This is a genomic window from Brucella sp. JSBI001 (assembly GCF_026014005.1).
GTDB classification, from domain to species: Bacteria; Pseudomonadota; Alphaproteobacteria; order Rhizobiales; family Rhizobiaceae; genus Brucella; species Brucella anthropi.
The window spans coordinates 2,945,099-2,968,343 of sequence record NZ_CP110339.1; the positions used below are offsets into that span (position 1 = coordinate 2,945,099).

Here is a 23,245-nt window from a genome sequence, read left to right on the forward strand (position 1 = left end):
GATTGCTGGAAATGCTGAAGAATAGACGATGGAAAAGGGCGGGAACGAAACCCGCCCCAATCGCTCGATTATGTGAGGCCCGGCTTACTTGGCCGCGTCGATAACCTTCTGCGCGTCTTCCAGCGAATATTCGACATTGGCGACGCCACCCTTCCGGGTGTTGGCCAGATCCTTGTCGAGCGATTCCTGGCTGACGCTGAGGAACGGAACCACGAGGTCCTTCTTCACGTCCTTGCCGTCGAGAATCTGCTGGGCAACCCAGAAAGCAAGCGTCGAAACGCCGGGTGCAATCGAAACCGACATGGTTTCGTAGCCATTGGCGTCCTTCTGTTGCTTCCACCACTGCAGTTCGTCTTCACGGTTGCCCATGATGATGATCGGCGTTTCGCGCTTGGCGGCGGCGAAGGCCTGCGCAGCGCCATAGCCGTCACCGCCTTGCGTCACGACTGCGTCAACTTTCGGCAGGCTTGGGAGGATGCCGGCGACGGCACGCTGTGCGACGTCCGCCGCCCAGTCGCCATTGACGGAGCCGACGATCTTGAATTTCGGATGCTTCTTCACGCCTTCTTCGATGCCGGCATGGATATTGTCATCGACCGAAACACCGGCAAGGCCGCGGATTTCAAGCAAGTTGCCGCCATCGGGGAAGCGCTTTGCGAGATAGTCGATCTGGCCTTCGCCCATTGCCTTGAAATCGACCGCGATGCGCCATGCGCAAGGCTCGGTGACGATGCCGTCGAAGGAGACGACGGTGATGCCCGCATCGCAGGCTTCCTTCACGGCACCGTTTAGGGCCGTCGGTGAAGCCGCGTTGATGACGATGGCGTCATAGCCCTGCAGGATCATGTTCTGGATCTGTGCAGCCTGTTCTGTCGCCTGATTTTCTGCGGTCGTGAACGGATCGGCGGCGGCCACCACGCCAGCCTTCACGGCTTCCTTGGTAATCTTGTCCCAGCTTTGCAGCATGGCCTGGCGCCATGAGTTGCCAGCATAATTGTTGGAGAATGCAATCTTCTTCGACGATGTGTCAGCCATCGCGCTGCCAGCGGCGAGAACGCCTGCCAGTGCTGCGGATGCGAAAAGGATTCTTGCGAGTTTCATTCTTTCCTCCCGGTTGCCAGTGTACGACCCGCAGCGCCCCGGCACTTCGGATCGTCTGAATTGATTGTGATGCGGGCCTCCCGCACCGCCGCTCCTCAACGGCACCAGTCTGCACCTGACGCGATTTTACGCTCTTGTCTTGCGGGCAATTTTCTGGTGAAGCGAGGATGAAAGAAGACAAGCCTTCTGTGAAGGCCGAATGAAGCAACTGTCTTGCGGGTTCCCGCAGCAAAATTGCGGGAACCCGCAAGACGCGCCGAGGATGTGACGGCGTATTATAGTGCTTCAGGAGCAATTTGCGTTTGGAGGAGAAACGCTTGGCCGAACTCGTGCCCCAGAGGTTGCTCGACCACTATCTGAATATTTCCAGATTGCTGGCGGGACAACTCGACTTCGATTCCATTATTCAGGCGGTGGCGGCGGAAATCACGCATATCGTGCCCTATGATCATCTGGACGTTTGCATCAAGATGGTCGATGGCAAGTTCCACATCGCCTATGAGAGCGGCATATCGACGGCCTGGAGCCGTAATCCTCCCGCCCTGTTGTCGGGCAGTCCCATTCGAACAGTGCTCTCCGGCGAAGTCGACCATCTTCTGACCGACGATGCGCGCACCGATCAGCGTTTTCACTTTGAAGGTTCCTTTTCCAGTCCGATCATCGAGCATGATCTGAAAGGCCGCCTGCATGTGCCCTTGAAGGCGCAGGGCGATATTATCGGCGCGCTCAGCTGCTCCAGTCTCGCGCTCGCCTGCTACACCATGCGGGACGTGGAAAACGCCCAGTCGATTGCCGATCTGCTTGCACCATATTTTTTTGCGATCCGCGCGGCGGAACAGGCCAAGCGTTCCGCTATCGTGGAAACGGAAGCGCGCGCTCGCGAGGAAGGCTTGCGTTTCGGCGCGTTGAAGCTGACCGAAGCGCTGGAGACAGAGCGCCATCGCATCGGTATGGATTTGCATGATCAGACGCTGGCCGACCTGACACGCCTTGCGCGTCACGTGGAGCGGCTTACCCATGCACCGGACCTCTCGGGCGAGCAGCTTGAACCGCTGTTTCGCGGGCTGCAGCATTGCATGCACGATCTCAGGCAAATCATTGAAGAAGCTAAGCCTTCAATTCTTCAGCTGTTCGGTTTTGTGCAAGCGACGGAAAACCATCTTGACCGTTCGGTGCGCGACAGTGGATCGTCCATCGAGTGGACGCTGGACGACCGCAGCGACGGCATGGCCGATCGGCTGGAGGAAACAGTTGCGACTTCGCTGTTCCGCATCGTGCAGGAAGCGATCAACAATACGATCCGCCATGCTCATGCCAGCCGGTTGCGGGTTACGTTTCGCGACAAGGGCGGTCGCCTGCACGTCGAAGTCGCTGACAATGGCATCGGCATGGATCGCCAGATGCAACGTTCCAGTGACGGGCATGGTGTCAGACATGGGATCGACAATATGCGCACGCGCGCGCGGTTGATTTCTGCAAGTTTTGCTATCAGGAAAAATGGGGAAGGCGGTGGCACCAGCGTGACGATCCATCTGCCTGTGGAAATGTGCCGGGAGACGGGAGGGTAAAATGCATGTTCTGATCGTGGAAGATGATCCATTGCATCGCGCCTATCTTGGCGAGGCTGTGCGTGCGGCATTGCCTGAATGCAGCGATGTGCTGGAAGCCGACAACGGCTCGGCAGGTGAGAAGCTGGCCCGTCAGCATCGCGCAGCCCATATCGTCATGGACCTGCAGATGAGTGGACGTAACGGCATTGAGGCCGCCCGCACCATCTGGAAGGAGAATCCTGAAACGCGCATCCTGTTCTGGTCGAACTATGCCGACGAAGCCTATGTGCGCGGTGTGTCGCGCATCGTGCCGGAAGGGGCGGCTTATGGCTATGTGCTGAAATCGGCGTCCGACGATAAGCTGCGGCTGGCATTGCGCAGTATCTTTGTCGAAGCACAATGCGTCATCGACCGCGAGGTGCGCGGCCTGCAGCAAAAGAGCCTCGGTCATGCCAGCGGTTTCAGCGAAAGTGAGTATGAAATTCTGGTCGATATTGCGCTGGGGCTTACGGATCGCGTTATTGCGCGCCGCCGCAATCTGTCGCTGAGAAGCGTCCAGAACAGATTGCAGCAACTCTATGAAAAACTTGGCGTTTATCAGGAGAAAGGCGAGCCGGAGGAAGGGCGTTTCAATCTCCGGGCTCGTGCCGTGACGGTAGCGCTTTTGCGCAAACTACTGAATTACAGTGCGCTGGAACGCGCAGAAATCGAACTGAACGAATGGCTTAGCCTACAGCTGTCTTCAAACGGCTCTGTGCGAGATTGAGGCCGAGTTCCGACGCACGGGCGATGACCGGAGCGAAGCGACGCCGCTTCTTTTCGTCATGGTTGGAAGCAATGTCTGCGATGCGATGCTTGAGGAAAGGGTTGAGAAACCGCTCCCGCACCGAAGCCACGTAAGCTTCGGCCTGTTCGCCAAGGCCGTCCGCAGCAAATACCGGCAGGACTTCCTCGCGCCATACCGCTTCCAGTTCATTCCGGATCGTTTCGTCCTGCATGGCTTCCAGTACGATCTCGTCTTTCGGACGGCTGCCCTTGAGCCATTGTTCCGCGATGAATGTGTGGCCAAGGTTGAGCAAGTAGAGTTTCAGATGCTCATAGCGCGCAAGATCGTCGGTGACGACGATATCTTCGTGTTCGCAAGGAAGCGTCAGGCCATCGGCCTTCTCGATTGCCCAGAGCGCATAGGGCTCGGCGATGGCGCCGATTGGCTCGATGGGTTCGGAAACGATGCGATCGACAAGGCTGTTGGCAAAAATGCATCGGGTTTCGAGCCATTGCACGAAACCGTCCGGCAGTTTCCAGTTATGGGCAAGATCGATGAGGATCGAGCGCAACCTGTCGCCATTGCGCGAGATCAGCTCGCAGGGAAACAGCGACAATGGCGCATCGGGATTGTGCTGCCAGCGGTGATGTAGAAGCACCAGAAGTTTGGCTGGAAAACTCTTCGGCAAAGCATCCGGGTTCGCAAGAAGCGAGCTGTCATCGCTTCTGTCGAGTTCGTAGCCCTTGTCGCCGGTGTTGGAGAGGATCACATCGACGCTGGCACCGAGGTCGAGAATCGCCGCCCAGTCGTGATGTGCGGAATAGGCAGCGGTAACGCCCTTCGCCTGATGTTCCGTCTCGGATGGCTTGCTGTCGACAAGCCCACGGATCATCACAGGATAGCCGTTGCTTTCGTTCAAAGCCGCGATGCGCTGGCTGCTCTGCGGGTTTGAAGTCGTCTGCACGACGGCAATTGTCCCAATGGCTTTGCCCTTGGAAAGCGCCTCCGAAACAAAGAAATCGACATGAGCCAACAGAAAACGGCTGGTGCCGAACTGCAGGATCGCTGGCTTCTCGTGCATGACCTTCTCCCATAAATCAGTGGTTTTAACTAAGCGATGCAGGGTAAATTGGTCAAGCCAGTAGGATTCTTTATCGAACGATTGGTTCGGTTCCACATGTTGAAATGCGCGATTTGCCGCAATTAACCGGGTTTTTAAGCATATTGCGCTTCTGTCCGGTTGGAAATATGGTAAGGCCAATTCGAGGAGAGGCGGATTTGGGAGCGCTATGAGCGATTTTACGGCAACTGCGGAACCGCGCAGGCTTTATCAGCAGATTGCAGACCGGGTGAGAAGCCTTATCCAGGACGGCCAGTTTCCTGCTGGCAGCAGGCTACCGGCTGAACGCGAGCTGGCGCAGCAACTTGGCGTGTCGCGGCCTTCGCTGCGCGAGGCGCTTATCGCACTCGAAATCGCCGGTAATGTCGAAATCCGCATGGGGTCGGGCATCTATGTCACGGCAGAGTCGGAAAAGCGTTCGCTTTTACATGGCGCTTCCATCGGCGAGAGCCCGCTTGAAATCATGCAGGCGCGCGAAATGGTCGAAGGCAGCGTGGTCGTCACGGCTTGTGCGCGCATGACGCCTGAAAGGCTTGCCGAGTTGCGCGCAACGATTGACGCAATGAAGGTGAATGTCGATGCCGGGCGCAAGGCGATTGAGCTCGACAGGCAGTTTCATCTGCTCATTGCCGAGCAATCAGGCAATTCCGTGCTGGTGCGCATCGTGCGCGACCTTTTTGACGAGCGGCATAGTCCGCTGACGTCGCATATCAGGACGCGCTTCGAGGACAACGATACATGGGCTCTGGCTTTGGCCGAGCACGAAGCCATCTATGCGGCGCTGGAAGCGAGGGATCCGCTTCAGGCGCAGGCAGCCATGCGAACGCATCTGGACCGGTCCAAGCAGCGTTGGATGGATAATGAACCCAGCGAGTAATTAGCCGGGACGATTTGGGAGTGAGGTCAGACAAATGAATGAATCCGTTGATACAGCGGTTGCGCCGGTTATTCTGCTGCATCCGTCGGATGATGTTGCCGTTGCGCGCGTTTCCGTTCGCGCCGGTGATCCGATCGGCCTTGACGGGATCAGGGCCAGCGAACTGATCGGTCGCGGGCATAAGGTTGCCATTCGCGATATTCCGGAAGGCAAGGAAGTCCTGAAATACGGTCAGGTGATCGGCGTTGCGACGAAGGATATCGCTCAGGGCGAGCATGTGCATTTGCAGAATCTCGCCATGCTGCCCTCCGAACACGAGCATCAGTTCTCCATCGATATTGAAGAGCGCGGTATGCTGCCCGAGGCGGAGCGTCGTCATTTCATGGGCTATGACCGGGGTGCTGGCGGTGTCGGCACGCGCAATTTCATTGGGGTGATTTCGTCGGTCAATTGCTCGGCCACGGTGTCACGTTACATCGCCGATTATTTCAACCGCATGGGCGGTCTCGATGGTTTCGACAATGTCGATGGCGTCGTGGCGCTGACACATGGCAGCGGCTGTGCGCTCAACACCAAGTCGGAAGGCTATCGCCTTTTGACGCGCACTATTCAGGGCTATGCCAAGCACCCGAATTTCGGCGGCATCCTGCTGATCGGCCTTGGGTGCGAAACCAACCAGATCGCGCCGATCCTCGAACATTACCGCATGGAAGAAGGCTCGCGCCTGCGTACCATGACGATCCAGCAGCATGGCGGCACGCGCAAGACCATCGATCATGCGATCGCCGAGATCAAGGAAATGCTGCCGCTGGTCAATTCGGCGGTGCGCACCAAACAGCCTCTGTCAAAGTTGAAAGTAGCGCTGGAATGCGGCGGCTCGGATGGCTATTCCGGCATTTCGGCCAATCCGGCATTGGGCTATGCCTCGGACCTTATCGTGCGCAATGGCGGCACGACCGTTCTTTCGGAAACGCCGGAAATCTATGGTGCCGAACATCTTTTGACCCGTCGCGCAGTAACGCCTGCGGTCGCTGAAAAGCTGTTGCAGCGCATCGACTGGTGGCGTGATTACACGGCGCGCAATGGCGACGAACTCAACAACAACCCATCGCATGGCAACAAGCTCGGCGGGCTGACCACCATTCTGGAAAAGTCGCTCGGTGCAGTTGCCAAGGGTGGTTCCATGCCGCTCAAGGCCGTCTATGAGTTTGCCGAAACCGTCACGGAACAGGGTTTCACTTTCATGGATACGCCGGGTTACGATCCCGTCGCGGTGACTGGACAGGTGGCCGGTGGCTGTAACGTGATCTGCTTCACCACTGGCCGTGGTTCGGTTTCCGGTTTCAAACCTTCGCCTTGCATCAAGATTGCCACGAATTCCGAAATGTACGAGCACATGAAGGAAGACATGGACATCAATTGCGGCGGTATCGTCACCGGCGACGAGACCATCGAACAGTCCGGCATCCGCATCTTCGAACATATCATCGCGGTCGCATCCGGCGAGAAGACGTTGAGTGAAGTCTACGACTATGGCGACAACGAATTCGTGCCTTGGCAGGTCGGCGCCGTAACCTGATCCCTTTCTTTAATGACGACTGACAGGAATAATTCGATGGTCAAAGCTCTGCGTATCGAGAGCGAAAACGTCACACGTTTTGCAGAAATCGACGAAGCGCCGTTGCTGGCCGGTCAGGTCCGTGTGCGGGTTCGGCACGTGGGTCTCTGCGGCAGCGATCTGAACACCTTCAAGGGGCTTAATCCGCTGGTGCAGCTGCCGCGCATTCCTGGGCATGAAATCGGCGGCGAGATCATGGAAGCCGGAGAGGGTGTCAGCGCTGCCTATGTCAAAGGCAAGCGGGTTATCGTGCTGCCTTATACGAATTGCGGTGAATGCTCGTCCTGCCGCAAAGGTCAGCTCAATGCGTGCCGTTATAACAAGACGCTCGGCGTGCAGCAAAATGGCGGACTGGCCGACCAGATCGTGTTGCCTGCCGAAAAATTGATCCTCAATGAGACACTGGCGCCCCGTCATCTGGCGCTGGTCGAGCCGCTTTCGGTTGGCTTCCATGCCGTCGAGCGCGGACGTGTTCAGGCAGGTGATACGGTTGCTGTTCTCGGTTGCGGCATGATCGGTATGGGTGTTCTCATCGGCGCGCTGGCGCGCGGTGCCAAGGTCATCGCCATTGATCCAAGTGCCGAAAAGCGCGAACTCGCGCTGCAATTTGGCGCAACGCACGCATTGCCGGGCGGTGAGGATGTCGTCGCCAAGGTTCAGAAACTGACCAACGACGACGGCGTGGATGTTGCTTTCGAAGCGGTCGGCCTGCCGATCACCTTCACGCAGGCTGTCGACCTGGCGGGCTTTGCGGGCCGGGTGGTTTATGTCGGCTATTCCAAGGCGCCAGTCACCTATCAGACGCAGTTCTTCAACCTGAAGGAACTCGACATCATGGGATCACGCAATGCGACGCTGACCGATTTCGAGGCCGTCATTGCGCATCTGGAAAAGCTTGGGGCGGATGCCGACAAGCTGATCTCGAAGATATTTCCGTTTGATGAGGCTGAAGCGGCACTCCCTTACTGGGACGGCGACCGTAACGTTTTGAAGATCATCATCGAACGCGACTGAAATCGAAGCAAATGCTCCACGTCGGGAAGGAAGACGTGGGCTGCCACGCATCGATGGAAAATCGATGCGTAAACTGAAGAAATTAGAGCGTCCTTTAAGCGTCCAAATTGGACGCATGGCGCTCTAACGGAGGAAACCGGCCCTAGGGCCAATTGTTTAATGACCCCATATGGGAGGACAAAGATGAAGAAACTCGTTACCGGCATGATCGCCGCCAGCATGCTGCTGGCAGGAAGCATGGCCGCCTATGCTGCCAATGTTTCGATCAAGGTTGCCTATGAAAACAACCCCGGCGAGCCTTTCGATGAGGTGATGCATTACTGGAAAGATGATCTTGCCAAGCGCAGCAATGGCGAGATCACGCTCGAACTCTATCCAAGCTCGCAGCTTGGCTCCAAGAAGGACGTGACCGAGCAGGCCATGATGGGGCTCAATGTCGTGACCATTTCCGACGTTGGCTTTCTGGCCGAATATGACCCGGACCTCGGCGTACTCTACGGTCCGTTCCTGACCGATGATCCGGCACAGCTTTTCAAAGTTTATGATGGTCCCTGGTTCAAGGAAAAGAGTGAAGAGCTGATGAAGAAGGGCATTCACATCGTAATGCCGAACTATCTCTACGGCATTCGTCAGATCATTTCCAAGAAGCCGATCCGTACGCCTGAAGATTTGAAGGGCATGAAGATTCGCGTGCCGAACAACGTCATGCAGATCAAGACTTTCGAAGCCATGGGCGCAACGCCGACCCCGATGCCGCTGGGCGAAACCTTCCCTGCGCTGGCGCAGGGCGTGATTGATGGCGTTGAGAACCCGATCTCGGTTCTTTACGGCCAGAAGTTCCAGGAAGAAGCCAAATATCTGAGCAAGGTCGGCTATCTGACCAACGTTGCTCTGATTGTCGGCGGCGAAGCCTTCTTCTCCACGCTGCCGGAAGATCAGCTCAAGATGATCCATGAGTCCGCTTACGATGCGGGTCTCTACAGCCAGAAGCTGACGATCGAAAAAGACAATGAAATGATCGAGAAGATGAAGGAAGCTGGTGTCGAGATTATCGATGTCGACCGCGCTCCTTTCAAGGCACTTGCTGAAAAGGTCTACACCCAGTTCCCGGAATGGTCGCCCGGCCTTTATGACAAGATCAAAGCCGAACTGAACTGATCCATCCTTACTCGGATAATGCCGTGTCGCGGTTTGCCGCGGCATGGCTCGATCGTGGAACTCAATCCGATGAAATACTTTGAAAAACTGATCGAATGGCTGGCTGCTGTGCCGCTGTTCATCCTGCTTGCGATGTTCAACATCGCCGTCGTCATGCGCTATTGGATGCATCAGCCATTGCAATGGACCGAGGAAATGGCCGGTCTGTTGATGATCTGGATCGTGATGCTTGGCAGTGTCGCCGCAGAACGCAGCAACCAGCATCTTGCCATTCCGATGCTCGTGGATCTGCTGTCGGAAAAGGTGCGCGATGTCGTCAACGCCATCGTCTCCATCCTGTCGGGACTGTTCCTGCTTTACGTGTCCTATGCCGGTTACAAGCTTTCGGTTGCGGCTCAGTTCAAAGTGACTGACGTGCTGCGGGTCTCCTATTACTGGATCGATATCGCTGTGCCGGTCGGCTTCGTCATTATCGCTCTTTATATGTTTGCAGGCGCATTCAAATCCTTGCGCGCCGCTTTTGCGGGAGGCAAGGCATGAACCTGACAACCATCGTTCTCATCATGCTGGCGCTGATCGCGCTCAATATGCGCCTCTATGTGGCCATTTTGATTGCGGTCTTCACCTATTTCACCTTTTTCAACCAGATGCCGATAGCGATTGCCGTGCAGCGCTTCATCAGCCCGGCACAGAACACGTCGCTGCTTGCCATTCCGTTCTTCATCATGCTTGGTACGGTGATGTCGCATACCGGCATTGCAGAACGTCTGATCAAGGTCGCGGAAATTCTGGTCGGTCGTATGCGCGGCGGCATGGCACTCACCAACATCATGGTTTCCACCCTGATGGGTGGCGTCAGCGCTTCCAATCTGGCCGACAGCGCCATGCTCACCCGCATGATGGTGCCGGAAATGGTCAAGCGTGGCTATGACAAAGCGTTCTCCTGCGCGGTGACGGCAGCTGGCTCGCTGATTACGCCGATCATTCCTCCCGGCATTGCGCTCATCATCTATGGTCTGATTGCGGATGTTTCCATTGGCAAGATGTTCATGGCAGGTGTGCTGCCGGGCATTCTGGGCGCCGTTATCCTGATGATCGCGGCTTATGCGACATCGGTAAAGCGCGGCTACAAGCCAAGCCGTGAAAAGCGGATGAGCGGCGCCGAAGTTGCCTCGACGCTTGCTTCGGCATGGCCTGCGGTGCTGCTGCTGTTCGCGATCATCGGCGGCATCCGCTTGAACATCTTCACCCCGACGGAAGCCGGTGCAGTTGCCGTTACGCTGGTTCTGATTATCGGCTTCGTGATCTATCGCGAAATGCGCGTCTCGCATGTGGTGGATTCGCTGATCGAAACGGCGAAATCGACCGCATCCGTCATGCTGGTCATTATGGCATCATCGGCGCTCGCATGGGTGTTTTCGCTTGAACAGGCCGGCCAGTCGCTTATGCAGCTGATCTCGTCCTTCACCAGCAATCCTTATGCGTTCTTGCTGGCAGTCAACGTGATCTTGCTGATTCTCGGCGCGCTGATCGAGGGCACGGCCCTGATGATCGTTCTGGTGCCGCTTCTGATACCGACGGTAAAGGCTCTGGGCATTGATCCTGTGCATTTCGGTATCATCGTGATTATCAACCTGTCGATTGGCACGCTGACACCGCCTGTCGGAACGGTCATGCTGATGGTCTGCAATATTGCGAAGGTGAGGGTGGGAGATTTCACCCGCCAGGCATTCAGCATGTATATGGCGCTGTTCATCCTGCTGGCGCTGGTCACTTACGTGCCGATTATCTCAACCTATCTGGCTCATTAGAGCATTTTCAGCAAAAATGCGAAGCGGTTTTGCGTAGGATAATGCTTAAAAACAAAGAGATAGAGCATTTCCAATGTTTTAATTTAAACCGGAAATGCTCGAAAAAGCGCGGGAAATTCCCGCGCTTTTTTCGTTTGTTCACCACGGGTTTTCGACACGCGGCCAGATGGCACGGCTGAGCTTGCGGTAATTGGTCGTGCGCGGATTGCTCGGATAGGAGCTGGGCGCCGCGACATAGATAATCTCGGCAGCAATCGGCACGAAGCCTGCGTGGAAATGATTGGTGGATTTGACTACCAGTATATCCTTCTTCATCGGATCGATGCCGATATTGGAGAAGATATCCGGCTCGAATGTCTGCGTCCGGTTGGTGTTGAGAATGATATCGATCTCGGTGCCTTCAAGTCGCACAACCGCCGAGGCCCCCAGCGTCACGCGGCTTGGGCCAAAACTCTGCCAGCCTTCGGCAAGGGTTTTCATGACCGTCACGCGGGCATCGATGGGTTCGCCACCAAGCGGACCGGACTTGCCGCCGAAACGAAGATCGATCACCGCGCCTTCGCCTGCCGCATGACAGAAGGTCACTGCGATGGGGTCCCAGATCGTAGCAATGCCTATATTGTCGATGCCGCGTTCGATCAGGCGGCGAAGGACATAGGTTCCGTCGCCTGCAACCCCGCCGCCGGGATTGTCCCATACATCGGCGATCACCGCAGGTTTGGCGGGATTGGCTGCATGGGCAGCCAGCGCCCGGTCGATGCCCTGATCGGTGTCGAACATGGTCATCAATGTCTGCTCGCGCATCGCAATCAGTTCACGCCCGAGTTTTTCGGCAAGTGCTGCCCCCTTTGCCGGATCGTTGTCTGTGACGACGAGAATGCGGGTTCCCATTTCCGGCACATCGGCAGCCATGAAGCCATGAATGACGGAGATCGACAGAATCCCGTCTTTGCCGTGCATCGCCTTGATGCGATCGACGAAGGAGCGCATCGGCTCCTTGCTTGTGGGAAACACACTGATCATATGGCAGTCGAATGTGGATATGACCGGCTTGATGTGACCTTTCAGGGCGTCCAGCGCAAGATCGACCACATGCTCGCCGCGCTCATAAAAATCCGTGTGAGGAAATTCGAGGAACGACGCGAAAATATTGAGGTTTTCGACACGCTTCGGCGTCAGGTGGCTATGCGGATCGAATTCGCTGGCAACCAGAATATCCGGCCCGACAATGGCGCGCACGCGTTCCAGAAGATCCCCCTCGCAATCGTCGTAACCTTGAGCGACCATGGCGCCATGCAGGCCGAGCACGACTGCATCAACGGGCATTGCGGCTTTCAGCTGGTCAAGGATTTCATCGCGCAATTCCTCGAACGCCTGCCGCTGCAACAATCCGCCCGGTTCCGCCCAGGTGGCAGTGCCTTCGATGACGGTCAGCCCTTCCGCTGCCGCACGCTTGCGCAACGCGACAATGGGCGAAGAGCAAAGCGTCGGCGTTTCCGGATGCTTGCCCGGCGCGGCATAAAAAGCCATCTCGAACGAGGCCCTGTCGGTTGGAACCGGCGAGAACGTGTTGGTTTCTGTCGCAAGCGATGCGGTGAAAATGCGCATGGAAATACTCTGTGCGGGGAGGTGACGTGCTTATTTTTGTGGTGCGTAGGCGATGGCTTCGACTTCGATCTTGATGTCGATCATCAGGCGGGATTCAACCGTGGTGCGCGCGGGAGGCTCTTTTGGAAAATAGGTGCCGTAAACGGCATTCATCCGCCCGAAATCCCGAGCATCTTCCAGCCATATGGTGGTTTTGACCACGTCTTCCATTGTGGCGCCTGCAAGCGCAAGTGCGGCCTTGACGTTTTCGAGGACCTGTTTTGTCTGGGCTTCGATGCCGCCTTCAACAATCTGGCCGTTTGGTCCAACCGGTACCTGACCCGAAACATAGACTGTGTCGCCTGCGCGAACGGCGGGGGAAAGTGGCACATGTGATGCGCCGAAGACCTGTTTTCTGGACATGATTTTCTCCGGTTATTTGACTGCTCCAAGGGCCAGTCCCTTGATGAGATAGCGCTGGAGCCAGATGAAAAGGATGGCGACCGGCAGTGTTGCAAGAAAGGTGGCTGCCATGACGTAGTGCCATTCGACCGTGTAGCGCCCCGCGACGAGCGAGAAGACCTGAATGGGCAGGGTGTAGCTTTCCTGCCTGCGCAGCATGGTCAGCGCCACGACAAATTCGTTCCATGCATTGATGAAGGTGAAGATTGCCGTGACGGCAATGGCGGGCAGGCAGAGCGGCAGAAACACTTTTATCAGTGTCTTGCCGCGCCCGGCGCCTTCCATCCACGAAGCTTCTTCCAGATCGCGCGGTATGGTGTCGAAATAGCTTTGCAGCATCCACACGGTGAAGGCGATGTTGAAGGCCATATAGACCGCGCCGACCGCGGAGACACTTTCAATCAATCCATAGGCGGCGAGCAGCCGGAAAAGGCCCAGCACCAGAACGATGGGCGAGATCATCTGCGAAATCAGCAGGAATTGCCGGAATGCACCGTGGCCTGCAAAGCGGAAGCGCGACATGGCATAGGCGGCAGGAATGGAAACAATGATGGCACCGACGGAAGCAATAACCGAAACGTAAAGCGAGTTCAGAAGCGCTTGCCCGAATTTGGTCTGAACCCACATTTCCGAAAAATTCTGCCAGCGGAAGCTGCTTGGCCACCATGTTGGAGACAGGACCTCCTGTGGAGGCTTGACGGCGGTGAAAAACATCACCGCGAAGGGAAACAGTGTCAGCACGATAAGCGGCGACAGAACGGCCCAGGCAATGATTGTGCGTTTCAGCTTCGAGCCGGTCATGCGCGTTCTCCCCGCATTGCGAGGCGGATATAGATCGCCGTGAAGACGAGGAGTATTGCCAGCATGATAAGCGATACGGCGGAGGCTTCTCCCAGCTTTCCGAGGCGGAAAGCCAGCTTGTAGAGATGCGTTACCAGAATATCGGTGGAGTTTGCCGGTCCACCCTGCGTCATGACCCAGATGATCGGGAATGAATTGAAGACATAGATCGTATTGAGCACGATGGCGATGTTGACGAAGGGCTTGAGCAGCGGAAACGTGATTTCGCGAAACTGCTGCCACAGGCTAGCGCCTTCGAGAGACGACGCTTCATAAAGATCCTCCGGGATGGATGACAGTCCGCCGAGAAATATGGTGGTCGTGAACGGCACGGTGACCAGAATGCCGACCAGTATTTGCATTGGAAAGGCGGTGGCCGCGCTCGCCAGCCATTGAATATTGCTGTCGATGATACCGAGATTGCGCAGTGCGGAATTGAGCATTCCGCTTTCGCCATTGAGCGCCCAGCGCCAGACAATGGCTGTCATGGTGAGCGAAACTGCCCACGGCAGCATGACGATGACCCGCGCTACCGAACGGCCATAGAAATCCATGTTGAGGATGATGGCGACCGGAATGGAGACGATAAGTGCCCCGCCAACCACGGCGACGGTCCAGAGTGCGGTGCGCCAGAGTGCATTCAGAAAATCGGGTGTTGCGAAAAGTGCAGTGAAATTTGCGCCGTCGTTGAAATCGCGTAGCTGCCCGAAGCGGTTTACGTCATGGCTGGCAATTTCAACGAGATGCACCACGGGCCAGAAGATCACCACCGCAGCCAGAAGCAGGCTCGGCAGGATCAGGAAATAGGGCAGGGTGCGGCTTTGCATTGGCAATCAAAATCCCTGAAAAGAAAAAAGCCCGGCAGAGCGAGGGCACTGCCGGGCAGGCGGGGAGTGTTACTTCTTCAGGATTGCATCCGCCTTGGCGGCGGCGTCCTTCAGCACGGCATCAGGTTCGCCCTTGCCGAGATAGATGCTCTGCATGGCGTTGGACGTGATGTCGGCAATTTCTTCCCAGCCCGGAATGATCGGTGCAAAGCGGGCATCCGGCAGAAGCGCGGTGAAGGCGGCAAGATCGGCATTATTGACGTAATAATCCATCTTCGCTTCTTCCTTGTTGACCGGAAGGAAACCTTCGCCCTGCGTGAACTTGGCGCGCCATTCAGTCTGGAACAGGAAGTCGAGCACCTTCCAGGCTTCCTCCTTGTTCTTGGAATTCTGGAACATGATGACGGAATCGGTCACGCCATAGGTACCACGCGCGCCTGACGGTCCGGCAGGAATGGCTGCAACGCCATATTTAAGGTTTGGCGCTTCTTCCTTGATCTGGTTGGAAAGGAAAGGCGCGGTAATCATCATGCCGACCTTGCCCTGCTTGAAGAGGTTCTGAACGTCTTCACGGGCATAGGAGGTGACGCCGGGCTGGGTCAGGCCATCATCTATCAGCGACTTGTAAAGCTTCGCGGCTTCAAGCGCGCCGGGTGTGCTGAGGCCCGACGTGCCGTCCTTGTTGAGAATTTCTGTCCCATAGGACCACATGCCGTAATAGTAATAAACGTCGGTCTCGATTTCCTTGCCCTGTAGGCCGAAACCGTAATTCTCTCCGCCAAGTGCCTTGATCTTGGTGGCGGCGGCTCTCAGCTCGTCCCAGGTTGCGGGCGGGTTTTCGACGCCTGCCTTGGCCAGCAGATCCTTGTTGTAATACATAGCGCGGGCAGAGGCTGCGATCGGCAGGCCGTAAGTCTTGCCCTCAAGGATGGACGGAGACAGGAAAGTCTCGATGAACCGGCCCTTGAACTCGTCGTTCATGTAACCGTCGAGCGGTTCGGCGATGCCCTGTTGCACGAAATCGATCAACCAGCGTGTGCCGATGATCGAAAGGTCCGCATTGGTGCCTGCTGAAATATCGGTAGTCAGTTTCTGCAGAAGTACATCCCATGGAACCACTTCAAAGTTGAGCGTGATGCCGGGATTGGCAGCTTCAAATGCCTTCTTGACCTCTTCGAAGTAGGGGCCGGTCTTGGAGCTGTACTCCGCGACAGTCATGCGCACTTCGCCTGCATTCGCAACCGATGACAGCGCCAGAACGCTCAATCCGGCCAGCAGGCCGGCCTTCCATTTATTGATAGACATCTTCCCGTTCCCTTGTTTTGCCCCGCATTGGTGCGATGACGATCTATTTTTGTTATTTTCTTACATTATCGGCTTAATCCGTACTTTCAAGCGAAAAGTTTTGTTGCAAACTTACATTTTGACTTTTACGCTGGTGGGAATAAACAGGTGCAGAAAGCTGCCGCATAAAAGGGGAATAGCGTGGAGCAAGCAGGCGAATTTACCGGAAAGTCGGTGCTGGTTACCGGAGCCGGTGGCGGTGTTGGAAGCGCGCTGGTCAAGCTGTTCTCTGAACGCGGCGCCCGCGTGATCGGTTGCGATACGACACTGGAGGCAATGACCGGCGATGATTTTCATGCGCGTCATGCCTTTGATCTGCTTGACCGCGACGGGCTGGAGCTGGCTGCAAAGCGGATAATAGCGGAATCGGGCCTGCCCGATATTGTCATCAACAATGCGGGCTGGACCCGTGCCGAGACCTTCGATGGGCTGGATCAGGGCAACATCGACGCTGAGATCGATCTCAACCTGACTGCGGTTGCCGGATTTTCAAATGTCATGGCGCAGGCCATGGCGTCGCGCGGACACGGCGTTTTCGTCTTCATTTCCTCGGTTAACGGTCTCCTGCATTTCGGAAACCCGGCTTATGCAGCTGCCAAAGCCGGAATCAATGCCTTTGCGCGTGGTATTGCGGTTGAGTTCGGAAGGAAGGGCGTGCGTGCCAACGTCGTCTGTCCGGGGTCGATAAGAACACCCGCATGGGATCATCGTATCGCACAGGATGCGAGCGTGCTGGAGCGCCTACAGCGCTTTTATCCGCTGGGGCGCATCGTTGACACGCGTGAAGTGGCGGAAACGGTAGCATTTCTGGCCTCTGACCGCGCATCGGGGATTACCGGCGCGATCCTTCCGGTCGATGCCGGGCTGACTGCGGGCTGCCGTCCTTTCATCGAAGATATTCTCGGAGGGAACTGACCGATGAAAGAAGTTTCTCTGCGCGGCATCACCAAGACTTTCGGACAATTGACGGTCCTCGACCATGTCGACCTTAATATTCAAAGTGGGGAATTCCTTGTGCTAGTTGGCCCTTCCGGCTGCGGAAAATCCACGCTTTTGCGGATGGTGGCCGGGCTTGAACCCATTTCCGGTGGTGACCTTCTGATTGGTGGGGAACGGGCTAACGAGTTGCCACCGCAAAAGCGCAATATTGCGATGGTCTTTCAATCCTATGCGTTGTTTCCGCATATGACGGCGCGTGAAAACATCGGCTTTGGTCCGCGCATTCGCGGCGAGAAATCGGAAGAAACGGCCGCGAAGGTGGACAGGGCGGCGTCCATCCTCAATCTCCATTCCTATCTTGATCGCTACCCACGCCAGCTTTCAGGCGGGCAGCGCCAGCGCGTCGCCATGGGGCGCGCCATTGTTCGCGAACCGTCGGTATTTCTGTTTGATGAGCCGCTTTCCAATCTCGATGCGCAATTGCGCGTACAGATGCGCACGGAAATCAAGGCGCTACATCAGCGGCTGAAGTCGACGGTGATCTATGTCACCCATGACCAGATTGAGGCCATGACCATGGCCGACCGGATTGTGGTCATGAATCAGGGCAGGATTCAACAGATCGGTGCGCCGCTGGATCTTTACGATCGTCCTGCCAACAAGTTTGTCGCGGGCTTTATCGGCTCGCCGTCGATGAGTTTCATTCCGGGAACTGTGTCAGACGGAGTATTCCGTACCGGAGAGGGCGAGGAAATCGCTGTTGGCGCGGGATCATCCGAAATCCGGCAGGTGGAAGCAGGCATTCGACCGGAAAATTTTACGGTCGCGCCGGATGGCAAGGGGCTGAAACTCACCGTCGAGGTGATCGAGCCGACTGGTCCGGAAACGCATATTTATGGCCGGATTGCAGGACAGCCTATACGAGCTGTGTTTCGCGAGCGCATACATCTTGCGCCCGGCGAGCAAGTGCCTGTAACTGCGAAGAGCGAACACATACATCTTTTCGACAAGGATAGCGGTCTCCCGCTTTAAATTTCCGATGAGCAAGGTTGCCGACATCATCACGCGGCTGCATGTCGTGGCGCAGGACGGATCGAAATCCGACCGGAGGCTGGCTGCGCTCGTGCTGGCTGATCCCGATTATGCTTCCAAGGCGGCAATCTCGGAAATTGCAGCCAGAGCAGGTGTCAGCGAACCCACGGTGACACGTTTTTGCCGGGCACTTGGCTGTGACGGGGTTCGCGACTTCAAGTTCTTTCTGGCGCAGGCCTTGGCCATCGGCGGGCAGTATCTGACGGCTGAAATCCCCGCGCGGGATGTGCGTGAAAGCCGCATAGCGACGGCTGTGACCGATGCGGCAGTTGCTGCTATCCAGCGCGCCAGCGACGGGCTCGACATGGGCGTGTTGATGAAAGTGGCCGAACGGCTTGCCGCCGGTGGCCCTGTGCTATGTCTCGGGTCTGGCGGCATCTCGTCCATGCTGGCAACAGAAATGCAGAACCGCTTATTCCGGCTCGGTATTCCGGTCAGCGCACAGGTTGATGGGCAATTACAGCGCATGTATGCCGCCGTCACCACGCATGAAACAACGGTAATCGCTTTCTCCGTCTCCGGCTTTGCGCGTTCGGTGGTGGAGGCCGTGCTGGTTGCGCGGCAATATGGAGCGCAGACGGTAGCGATCACGCCTGCCGGTTCCGATCTCGCCAAGGCGGCGGATGTGCTCATTCCATATCAGGCCAATGAAGACGGCAATATCTACAAGCCGACATCGTCACGCTTCGCGCTGCTGGCCATTCTCGACATGATCGCCACGGCGACAGCAGAAGCGCGTGGCCCGAAGGTGCTGGAAAGCCTGCGCCGCATCAAGCATAGCCTCAATACGCTCACCATAGACGATCCGCGCTTGCCGCTGGGAGACTGATCCATGACCAGACCGAAAACCGTTCACGAGGTGGATACACCTGCGATCCTCATCGATATTGATCGCGTGAAGGCGAATATCGCTAAGGCACAGGCCCATGCGGATGCGGTGGGGATTAAACTGCGCCCGCATATCAAGACGCATAAGCTGCCGCTCTTCGCCAAAATGCAGGTGGAAGCGGGCGCGACCGGGATCACCTGCCAGAAGCTAGGCGAGGCAGAAGTCATGGCCGATGCCGGGCTGACGAACATTTTCCTGCCCTACAATATTCTCGGACAGGAAAAGCTTGATCGCCTTCATACGCTGCATCAACGCATCACCCTGTCTGTAACGGTCGATAATCGAACCTCCCTTGCAGGACTGGCGGCGCGTTTCACTGATGAAAAGCATCCGTTGAAAGTGCTTGTCGAATGCGACACGGGCATGGGGCGCTGTGGCGTGCAGACGCCAGCCGAAGCCCTGGAGCTGGCACGCATTATAGACCAGAGCGCAGGACTGCGTTTCGGTGGTCTGATGACCTATCCCGCAGCGGGTAAGCCGGACGAGGCTGAACAATGGCTTTATTCGGCCCGTGAGTTGCTGGAGGCGAATGGCCTTCCCTGCGAGACGATTTCAAGCGGCGGCACGCCCGATATGTGGCGCAAACCCAGCGACAGCGTCGTCACCGAATATCGCCCCGGCACCTATATCTATTTCGATCGTTATCAGGTCGAAAAGGCCGCGGCGACAGTGGATGACTGCGCCTTGACGGTGCTTTCAACGGTCGTCAGCCATCCAACATCAGAACGAGCGATCATTGATGCCGGGTCCAAGGCACTATCCAGCGATACGCTGGGACTGAGCGACTTTGGTGAAGTGATGGGCCGTCCCGATGCCCGTGTGATCGGCCTGAGTGAGGAGCACGGCAAGCTGGTTGGTGATGTCGCGGGTCTGAAGGTTGGTGAGCGGCTCCGAATTATTCCCGACCACGTCTGCGTCGTTTCCAATCTCTTTGATGAAGTTCATCTTGTTTCGGGCGAGGATGTCGTCGATATCCTGCCGGTCGCCGCACGTGGAAAATTAAGATAATCAGGAGGATAGCATGAAGGGTGCGGCCAATCCGTTTGCTGGCGACAAGGATCGCGAGCAGATTTGGGAGATGCTTGTACGGCGCGATATCGAGGCCTTCGTATCGCAGGACTGGTCATTGGTGGCCGATGATTTCGATGAGGTGCGCTTCCTTGGCATTCATGCGCACAATGATCGCGATCCTGACAATTGGGACGCCGGTTTTCCGACGCTCGCAAGTTATCGCGATGAATGGCTGCGACAGGCAGCGGAGAGTGCAGCGGTGGAATATGCCGAATCTCTGGCGGACGGTATCTTTCGTGCGACCAACCTGAGTGTGATCGATATTACCGGCGACGTCGCTCTCGCACGGAAAAAATTCGATGGAACGATCGCCAGAAAGGACGGAACAATCGATCGCCTCAACTGGCAGACGCTTTATTTTTGTCGTCGCGACGGGGCACGCTGGAAGATCACCGGCTTTGTCGGATATATGGCTTATCGTTGAAGAAACAGGCCTTTGAAACAGGTCTATCACGGCGCGGATTGCTCAATCCGCGTCGTCTTTATGTATAGACTAGATAATTCCGAGCGACAGTATAATCACACTATTTTTCTGTAATTATAGTCATTTTTATCCCGAATTATACTAATTCGGACGATGTCGCAGCTGATAGCATATTTGTCGCAGGGTGTTCCGGTAATTGACTGGATCGGGACTACTATTGTCTTCAAGCTGGTCGATTGCCTCCTGCTTTAGGCAGTGTCGAACAGCCCTCGAAATGCGTCGTGCAACCCTTCAAAAAAATCATTCAAGGGGACGGTTGCTGGACGGATCATTCAGATGAATTCACGGCTGTGGGTGGACATGTCGGGAAATGACCTATATAGAATCAAGCAATCTATCGATAATCATTCCATGCGGACCGTTTGCGGAACGCAGATCGCGTGTGGGCACTTTGCGCTGGAATGAAGTTCTATCAATGTTAAAAAGGAGATTAAGTCCGCCAGCACAGCGGGGTTAAACTTAATGCATGGTATTTTATACAAGGAAGAAAGTATGAAGTCGCCGGCTGAGACGAAAATAAGCTTGAAGAGCGTTTTTAAAGTCTTCGGCGATGACCCGGAGCGTGCAATGCAAGAATTGCGCGCAGGTAAATCAAAAACCCAGATTCACAGCGAACTTGGCGCAACAATCGGCGTCGATGATGCGACCTTCGACATCTATGAAGGCGAAGTATTCGTTATTATGGGCCTCTCCGGCTCGGGCAAATCCACGCTTCTGCGTCTGCTCAATCGCTTGATCGAACCGACTGCCGGTTCCATCGAAGTGGACGGCCGCGATATCGTCAAAATGACGAAGCGCGAGCTGATCGATCTTCGTCGTCGCGACATGAGCATGGTGTTCCAGTCTTTTGCGCTCCTGCCCAATCGTTCGGTTCTGAACAATGCGTCGTTCGGTCTCGAAGTGGCCGGAATGGGTGAGGCTGAACGTCACCAGAAGGCACTGAAAGCACTCGCTGCTGTTGGTCTTGAACCATATGCCCACAGTATGCCGGATCAGCTTTCCGGCGGTATGAAGCAGCGTGTCGGACTGGCGCGCGCGCTGGCAAGCGAGCCGACCATTCTTCTGATGGACGAGGCATTTTCTGCCCTTGATCCGCTGATCCGCACCGAAATGCAGGACGAACTCAAGCGGTTGCAGGCTGAACATAGCCGGACGATCATTTTCGTGAGCCATGATCTGGACGAAGCCATGCGTATCGGTGATCGTATCTGCATCATGCAGCACGGCAAGGTCGTCCAGGTGGGAACGCCGAACGAAATCGTGTCCGCACCGGCCAACGATTATGTTCGTTCCTTCTTCCGCAATGTCGACGTGTCCCGCGTATTCAAAGCCGCTGATGTGGCTCGCGACGACGAGCTGATCGTGTTTGAACCCGAACAGCTGGCGACGGCGCTCGAGCGTTTCGACGCGAGCGGCAAGACGTTCGGCGTGTTGATCGATGCCGACCGTACATATCGCGGCATGGTCGGTCGTGATGCGCTGGCAAAGGGTGCTGTCGCGCAGGATGGCGAGAGACTGGATAGCGTCTCTGCTATCGAAGCCGAAGCGCCGCTTGCCGGATTGCTGACACAGGTGGCGGAAAGCCCTTGGCCGGTCCCGGTCACTGACCGCCAGAACCGTTATGTCGGTGCTATCAGCAAATCGGCCTTGCTTGAAACGCTTGGTCGCGCGGGCTGAGACCTGCGCGCCAACGGCCTTTTGCCTGATGAAGGCAGAATTGGTCCAATCCAGAAGAAATACGGAAATGGACGGTAAAACATGGATTTGAATTTCAGTGTCGGCGGATGGGCGGATGTTGTGGTCAACTACATTCTCGACCACTTTACGCCTGCGCTCGATATGATCGCAGCCGCCATCGGTTTTGTGACTGACGGTATTCAAAACGCTCTTCTCGCAGTCCCGCCGATAGGTGGGGTCGCAATTCTTACACTGCTCGCGCTGTGGCGTGTGGGGTGGAAGTTCGCGATATTCACGGCTCTCGCATTGGGCCTTATCATCCACATGGAATTGTGGACGGGCACGATGGAAAGCCTCTCTCTGGTGCTGGCATCAACGGTTATTGCTGTCGTGATCGGCATTCCGCTTGGCATCGCCATGGCGCGCAGCGATACAGTCGCCTCGATTGTGCGCCCGGTGCTCGACCTCATGCAGACGATGCCCGCTTTCGTCTATCTTATTCCGGCAGCAATGTTCTTTGGCCTCGGTGCCGTGCCCGGAACAATTGCGACGGTGATATTCGCCATGCCGCCGGTTGTGCGTCTGACCAATCTTGGTATCCGGCAGGTACATGCCGAATTCGTTGAAGCCGGGCTGGCCTTCGGCTGCACGTCACGGCAGCTTCTGTTCAAGGTGCAGCTTCCAAACGCCATGCCCTCGATCATGGCCGGCATCAACCAGACGATCATGCTGTCGCTTTCAATGGTGGTCATCGCGTCGATGATCGGTGCGGGCGGCCTCGGCAATACAGTGTTGACCGGCATCCAGCGCCTCAATGTGGGCCTCGGCTTTGAAGGTGGCCTTGCCGTGGTCATTCTGGCGGTCATTCTCGACCGCATTACCCAGAGCTTCGGCAAGGGCGGAGCCGGATTTTTCAAAAGGCTCGCATCTTTAAGAAAGGCGGCGGACACTCAGTCCGCCTCGTCCTTTCGCAAGCAGGAAGCATAAAGAAAGCCAAAATAACCAAGAATAACCCAAT

The 23,245-nt window shown here is 56.3% G+C and carries 22 protein-coding genes; 15 read left to right on the forward strand and 7 right to left on the reverse strand.

All coding sequences use genetic code 11. The features are described from left to right. Positions 1–84: 84 nt before the first annotated feature. Positions 85–1,101, reverse strand: coding sequence for an ABC transporter substrate-binding protein (locus LJ361_RS13965; protein ID WP_010659094.1), 1,017 nt, complete (start codon positions 1,099–1,101; stop codon positions 85–87). 317 nt (positions 1,102–1,418) lie between these two features. Between LJ361_RS13965 and LJ361_RS13970 the strand changes: the two genes are divergently transcribed. Further along, positions 1,419–2,669, forward strand: a complete 1,251-nt coding sequence (locus LJ361_RS13970) for a GAF domain-containing sensor histidine kinase (RefSeq protein ID WP_264811771.1) — start codon at positions 1,419–1,421, stop codon at positions 2,667–2,669. Between the two features lies 1 nt (position 2,670). Then, complete coding sequence (locus LJ361_RS13975) at positions 2,671–3,417, forward strand: response regulator transcription factor (RefSeq protein WP_264811772.1); 747 nt, start codon at positions 2,671–2,673, stop codon at positions 3,415–3,417. Here the strand turns inward: LJ361_RS13975 and LJ361_RS13980 are convergent. Next, a complete protein-coding gene (locus LJ361_RS13980; protein ID WP_264811773.1) occupies positions 3,377–4,498 on the reverse strand; it encodes a mannitol dehydrogenase family protein in 1,122 nt (373 codons plus the stop codon). The two genes, LJ361_RS13975 and LJ361_RS13980, sit on opposite strands and share 41 nt — an antisense overlap. Before the next feature lie 208 nt (positions 4,499–4,706). Here LJ361_RS13980 and LJ361_RS13985 point away from each other — a divergent pair, with 208 nt between their 5' ends. From LJ361_RS13985 to LJ361_RS14010, 6 genes are all read left to right on the forward strand, one after another. Beyond that, positions 4,707–5,414: a FadR/GntR family transcriptional regulator gene (locus LJ361_RS13985; protein ID WP_010659090.1), complete on the forward strand. Its 708-nt coding sequence runs from the start codon at positions 4,707–4,709 to the stop codon at positions 5,412–5,414. Between the two features lie 34 nt (positions 5,415–5,448). After that, positions 5,449–6,993, forward strand: a complete 1,545-nt coding sequence (locus LJ361_RS13990) for a UxaA family hydrolase (protein ID WP_010659089.1) — start codon at positions 5,449–5,451, stop codon at positions 6,991–6,993. Between the two features lie 36 nt (positions 6,994–7,029). After that, complete coding sequence (locus LJ361_RS13995) at positions 7,030–8,046, forward strand: zinc-binding alcohol dehydrogenase family protein (RefSeq protein WP_010659088.1); 1,017 nt, start codon at positions 7,030–7,032, stop codon at positions 8,044–8,046. A 183-nt stretch (positions 8,047–8,229) separates the two neighbouring features. After that, complete coding sequence (locus LJ361_RS14000) at positions 8,230–9,204, forward strand: C4-dicarboxylate TRAP transporter substrate-binding protein (RefSeq protein ID WP_010659087.1); 975 nt, start codon at positions 8,230–8,232, stop codon at positions 9,202–9,204. A gap of 69 nt (positions 9,205–9,273) precedes the next feature. After that, positions 9,274–9,744: a TRAP transporter small permease gene (locus LJ361_RS14005; RefSeq protein ID WP_181152405.1), complete on the forward strand. Its 471-nt coding sequence runs from the start codon at positions 9,274–9,276 to the stop codon at positions 9,742–9,744. Continuing rightward, positions 9,741–11,015, forward strand: a complete 1,275-nt coding sequence (locus LJ361_RS14010) for a TRAP transporter large permease (RefSeq protein WP_010659085.1) — start codon at positions 9,741–9,743, stop codon at positions 11,013–11,015. The genes LJ361_RS14005 and LJ361_RS14010 overlap by 4 nt, the downstream gene beginning before the upstream one ends. Before the next feature lie 138 nt (positions 11,016–11,153). Here LJ361_RS14010 and LJ361_RS14015 read toward each other — a convergent pair whose 3' ends face one another. The 5 genes from LJ361_RS14015 to LJ361_RS14035 all read right to left on the reverse strand — a co-directional run bounded on the left by LJ361_RS14015 (position 11,154) and on the right by LJ361_RS14035 (position 16,036). Continuing rightward, positions 11,154–12,623 (reverse strand): M81 family metallopeptidase, encoded by a 1,470-nt coding sequence (locus tag LJ361_RS14015; protein ID WP_010659084.1) that lies wholly within the window; start codon positions 12,621–12,623, stop codon positions 11,154–11,156. 30 nt (positions 12,624–12,653) lie between these two features. Further along, complete coding sequence (locus LJ361_RS14020; protein WP_010659083.1) at positions 12,654–13,025, reverse strand: RidA family protein; 372 nt, start codon at positions 13,023–13,025, stop codon at positions 12,654–12,656. A gap of 12 nt (positions 13,026–13,037) precedes the next feature. Further along, positions 13,038–13,865, reverse strand: a complete 828-nt coding sequence (locus LJ361_RS14025) for a carbohydrate ABC transporter permease (protein ID WP_010659082.1) — start codon at positions 13,863–13,865, stop codon at positions 13,038–13,040. Continuing rightward, positions 13,862–14,731 (reverse strand): carbohydrate ABC transporter permease, encoded by an 870-nt coding sequence (locus LJ361_RS14030; protein WP_010659081.1) that lies wholly within the window; start codon positions 14,729–14,731, stop codon positions 13,862–13,864. Before LJ361_RS14030 ends, LJ361_RS14025 begins: the two co-directional genes overlap by 4 nt. A gap of 69 nt (positions 14,732–14,800) precedes the next feature. Continuing rightward, the gene (locus tag LJ361_RS14035) at positions 14,801–16,036 is read right to left on the reverse strand and encodes an ABC transporter substrate-binding protein (RefSeq protein ID WP_010659080.1); all 1,236 of its coding nucleotides are present in this window, start codon (positions 16,034–16,036) and stop codon (positions 14,801–14,803) included. A gap of 180 nt (positions 16,037–16,216) precedes the next feature. Between LJ361_RS14035 and LJ361_RS14040 the strand changes: the two genes are divergently transcribed. From LJ361_RS14040 to LJ361_RS14070, 7 genes are all read left to right on the forward strand, one after another. Next, complete coding sequence (locus LJ361_RS14040; RefSeq protein ID WP_010659079.1) at positions 16,217–16,990, forward strand: SDR family oxidoreductase; 774 nt, start codon at positions 16,217–16,219, stop codon at positions 16,988–16,990. Positions 16,991–16,993: 3 nt separating this feature from the next. Next, positions 16,994–18,046 (forward strand): ABC transporter ATP-binding protein, encoded by a 1,053-nt coding sequence (locus LJ361_RS14045; RefSeq protein ID WP_010659078.1) that lies wholly within the window; start codon positions 16,994–16,996, stop codon positions 18,044–18,046. Between the two features lie 7 nt (positions 18,047–18,053). Beyond that, positions 18,054–18,935: a MurR/RpiR family transcriptional regulator gene (locus LJ361_RS14050; RefSeq protein WP_010659077.1), complete on the forward strand. Its 882-nt coding sequence runs from the start codon at positions 18,054–18,056 to the stop codon at positions 18,933–18,935. A 3-nt stretch (positions 18,936–18,938) separates the two neighbouring features. Further along, entirely contained in the window at positions 18,939–20,003 is a 1,065-nt protein-coding gene (locus LJ361_RS14055) for a D-TA family PLP-dependent enzyme (protein WP_010659076.1), read from the forward strand. A gap of 13 nt (positions 20,004–20,016) precedes the next feature. Next, positions 20,017–20,490 carry a hypothetical protein gene (locus LJ361_RS14060; protein ID WP_010659075.1) on the forward strand — a complete coding sequence of 158 codons (474 nt, stop codon included), beginning with the start codon at positions 20,017–20,019 and terminating at the stop codon, positions 20,488–20,490. A 552-nt stretch (positions 20,491–21,042) separates the two neighbouring features. After that, positions 21,043–22,227, forward strand: a complete 1,185-nt coding sequence (proV, locus tag LJ361_RS14065; RefSeq protein WP_264811774.1) for a glycine betaine/L-proline ABC transporter ATP-binding protein ProV — start codon at positions 21,043–21,045, stop codon at positions 22,225–22,227. Positions 22,228–22,308: 81 nt separating this feature from the next. Continuing rightward, the gene (locus LJ361_RS14070) at positions 22,309–23,214 is read left to right on the forward strand and encodes an ABC transporter permease (protein WP_010659073.1); all 906 of its coding nucleotides are present in this window, start codon (positions 22,309–22,311) and stop codon (positions 23,212–23,214) included. Positions 23,215–23,245 lie beyond the last annotated feature (31 nt).

Coding starts and splice junctions, on each gene's coding strand:
- LJ361_RS13965 (WP_010659094.1), bottom strand. CDS start 1,101: ATGAAACTCGCAAGAATCCTTTTCGCATCCGCAGCACTGGCAGGCGTT.
- LJ361_RS13975 (WP_264811772.1), top strand. CDS start 2,671: ATGCATGTTCTGATCGTGGAAGATGATCCATTGCATCGCGCCTATCTT.
- LJ361_RS13980 (WP_264811773.1), bottom strand. CDS start 4,498: ATGCACGAGAAGCCAGCGATCCTGCAGTTCGGCACCAGCCGTTTTCTG.
- LJ361_RS13985 (WP_010659090.1), top strand. CDS start 4,707: ATGAGCGATTTTACGGCAACTGCGGAACCGCGCAGGCTTTATCAGCAG.
- LJ361_RS13990 (WP_010659089.1), top strand. CDS start 5,449: ATGAATGAATCCGTTGATACAGCGGTTGCGCCGGTTATTCTGCTGCAT.
- LJ361_RS13995 (WP_010659088.1), top strand. CDS start 7,030: ATGGTCAAAGCTCTGCGTATCGAGAGCGAAAACGTCACACGTTTTGCA.
- LJ361_RS14000 (WP_010659087.1), top strand. CDS start 8,230: ATGAAGAAACTCGTTACCGGCATGATCGCCGCCAGCATGCTGCTGGCA.
- LJ361_RS14005 (WP_181152405.1), top strand. CDS start 9,274: ATGAAATACTTTGAAAAACTGATCGAATGGCTGGCTGCTGTGCCGCTG.
- LJ361_RS14010 (WP_010659085.1), top strand. CDS start 9,741: ATGAACCTGACAACCATCGTTCTCATCATGCTGGCGCTGATCGCGCTC.
- LJ361_RS14015 (WP_010659084.1), bottom strand. CDS start 12,623: ATGCGCATTTTCACCGCATCGCTTGCGACAGAAACCAACACGTTCTCG.
- LJ361_RS14020 (WP_010659083.1), bottom strand. CDS start 13,025: ATGTCCAGAAAACAGGTCTTCGGCGCATCACATGTGCCACTTTCCCCC.
- LJ361_RS14025 (WP_010659082.1), bottom strand. CDS start 13,865: ATGACCGGCTCGAAGCTGAAACGCACAATCATTGCCTGGGCCGTTCTG.
- LJ361_RS14030 (WP_010659081.1), bottom strand. CDS start 14,731: ATGCAAAGCCGCACCCTGCCCTATTTCCTGATCCTGCCGAGCCTGCTT.
- LJ361_RS14035 (WP_010659080.1), bottom strand. CDS start 16,036: ATGTCTATCAATAAATGGAAGGCCGGCCTGCTGGCCGGATTGAGCGTT.
- LJ361_RS14045 (WP_010659078.1), top strand. CDS start 16,994: ATGAAAGAAGTTTCTCTGCGCGGCATCACCAAGACTTTCGGACAATTG.
- LJ361_RS14050 (WP_010659077.1), top strand. CDS start 18,054: ATGAGCAAGGTTGCCGACATCATCACGCGGCTGCATGTCGTGGCGCAG.
- LJ361_RS14055 (WP_010659076.1), top strand. CDS start 18,939: ATGACCAGACCGAAAACCGTTCACGAGGTGGATACACCTGCGATCCTC.
- LJ361_RS14060 (WP_010659075.1), top strand. CDS start 20,017: ATGAAGGGTGCGGCCAATCCGTTTGCTGGCGACAAGGATCGCGAGCAG.
- proV (WP_264811774.1), top strand. CDS start 21,043: ATGAAGTCGCCGGCTGAGACGAAAATAAGCTTGAAGAGCGTTTTTAAA.
- LJ361_RS14070 (WP_010659073.1), top strand. CDS start 22,309: ATGGATTTGAATTTCAGTGTCGGCGGATGGGCGGATGTTGTGGTCAAC.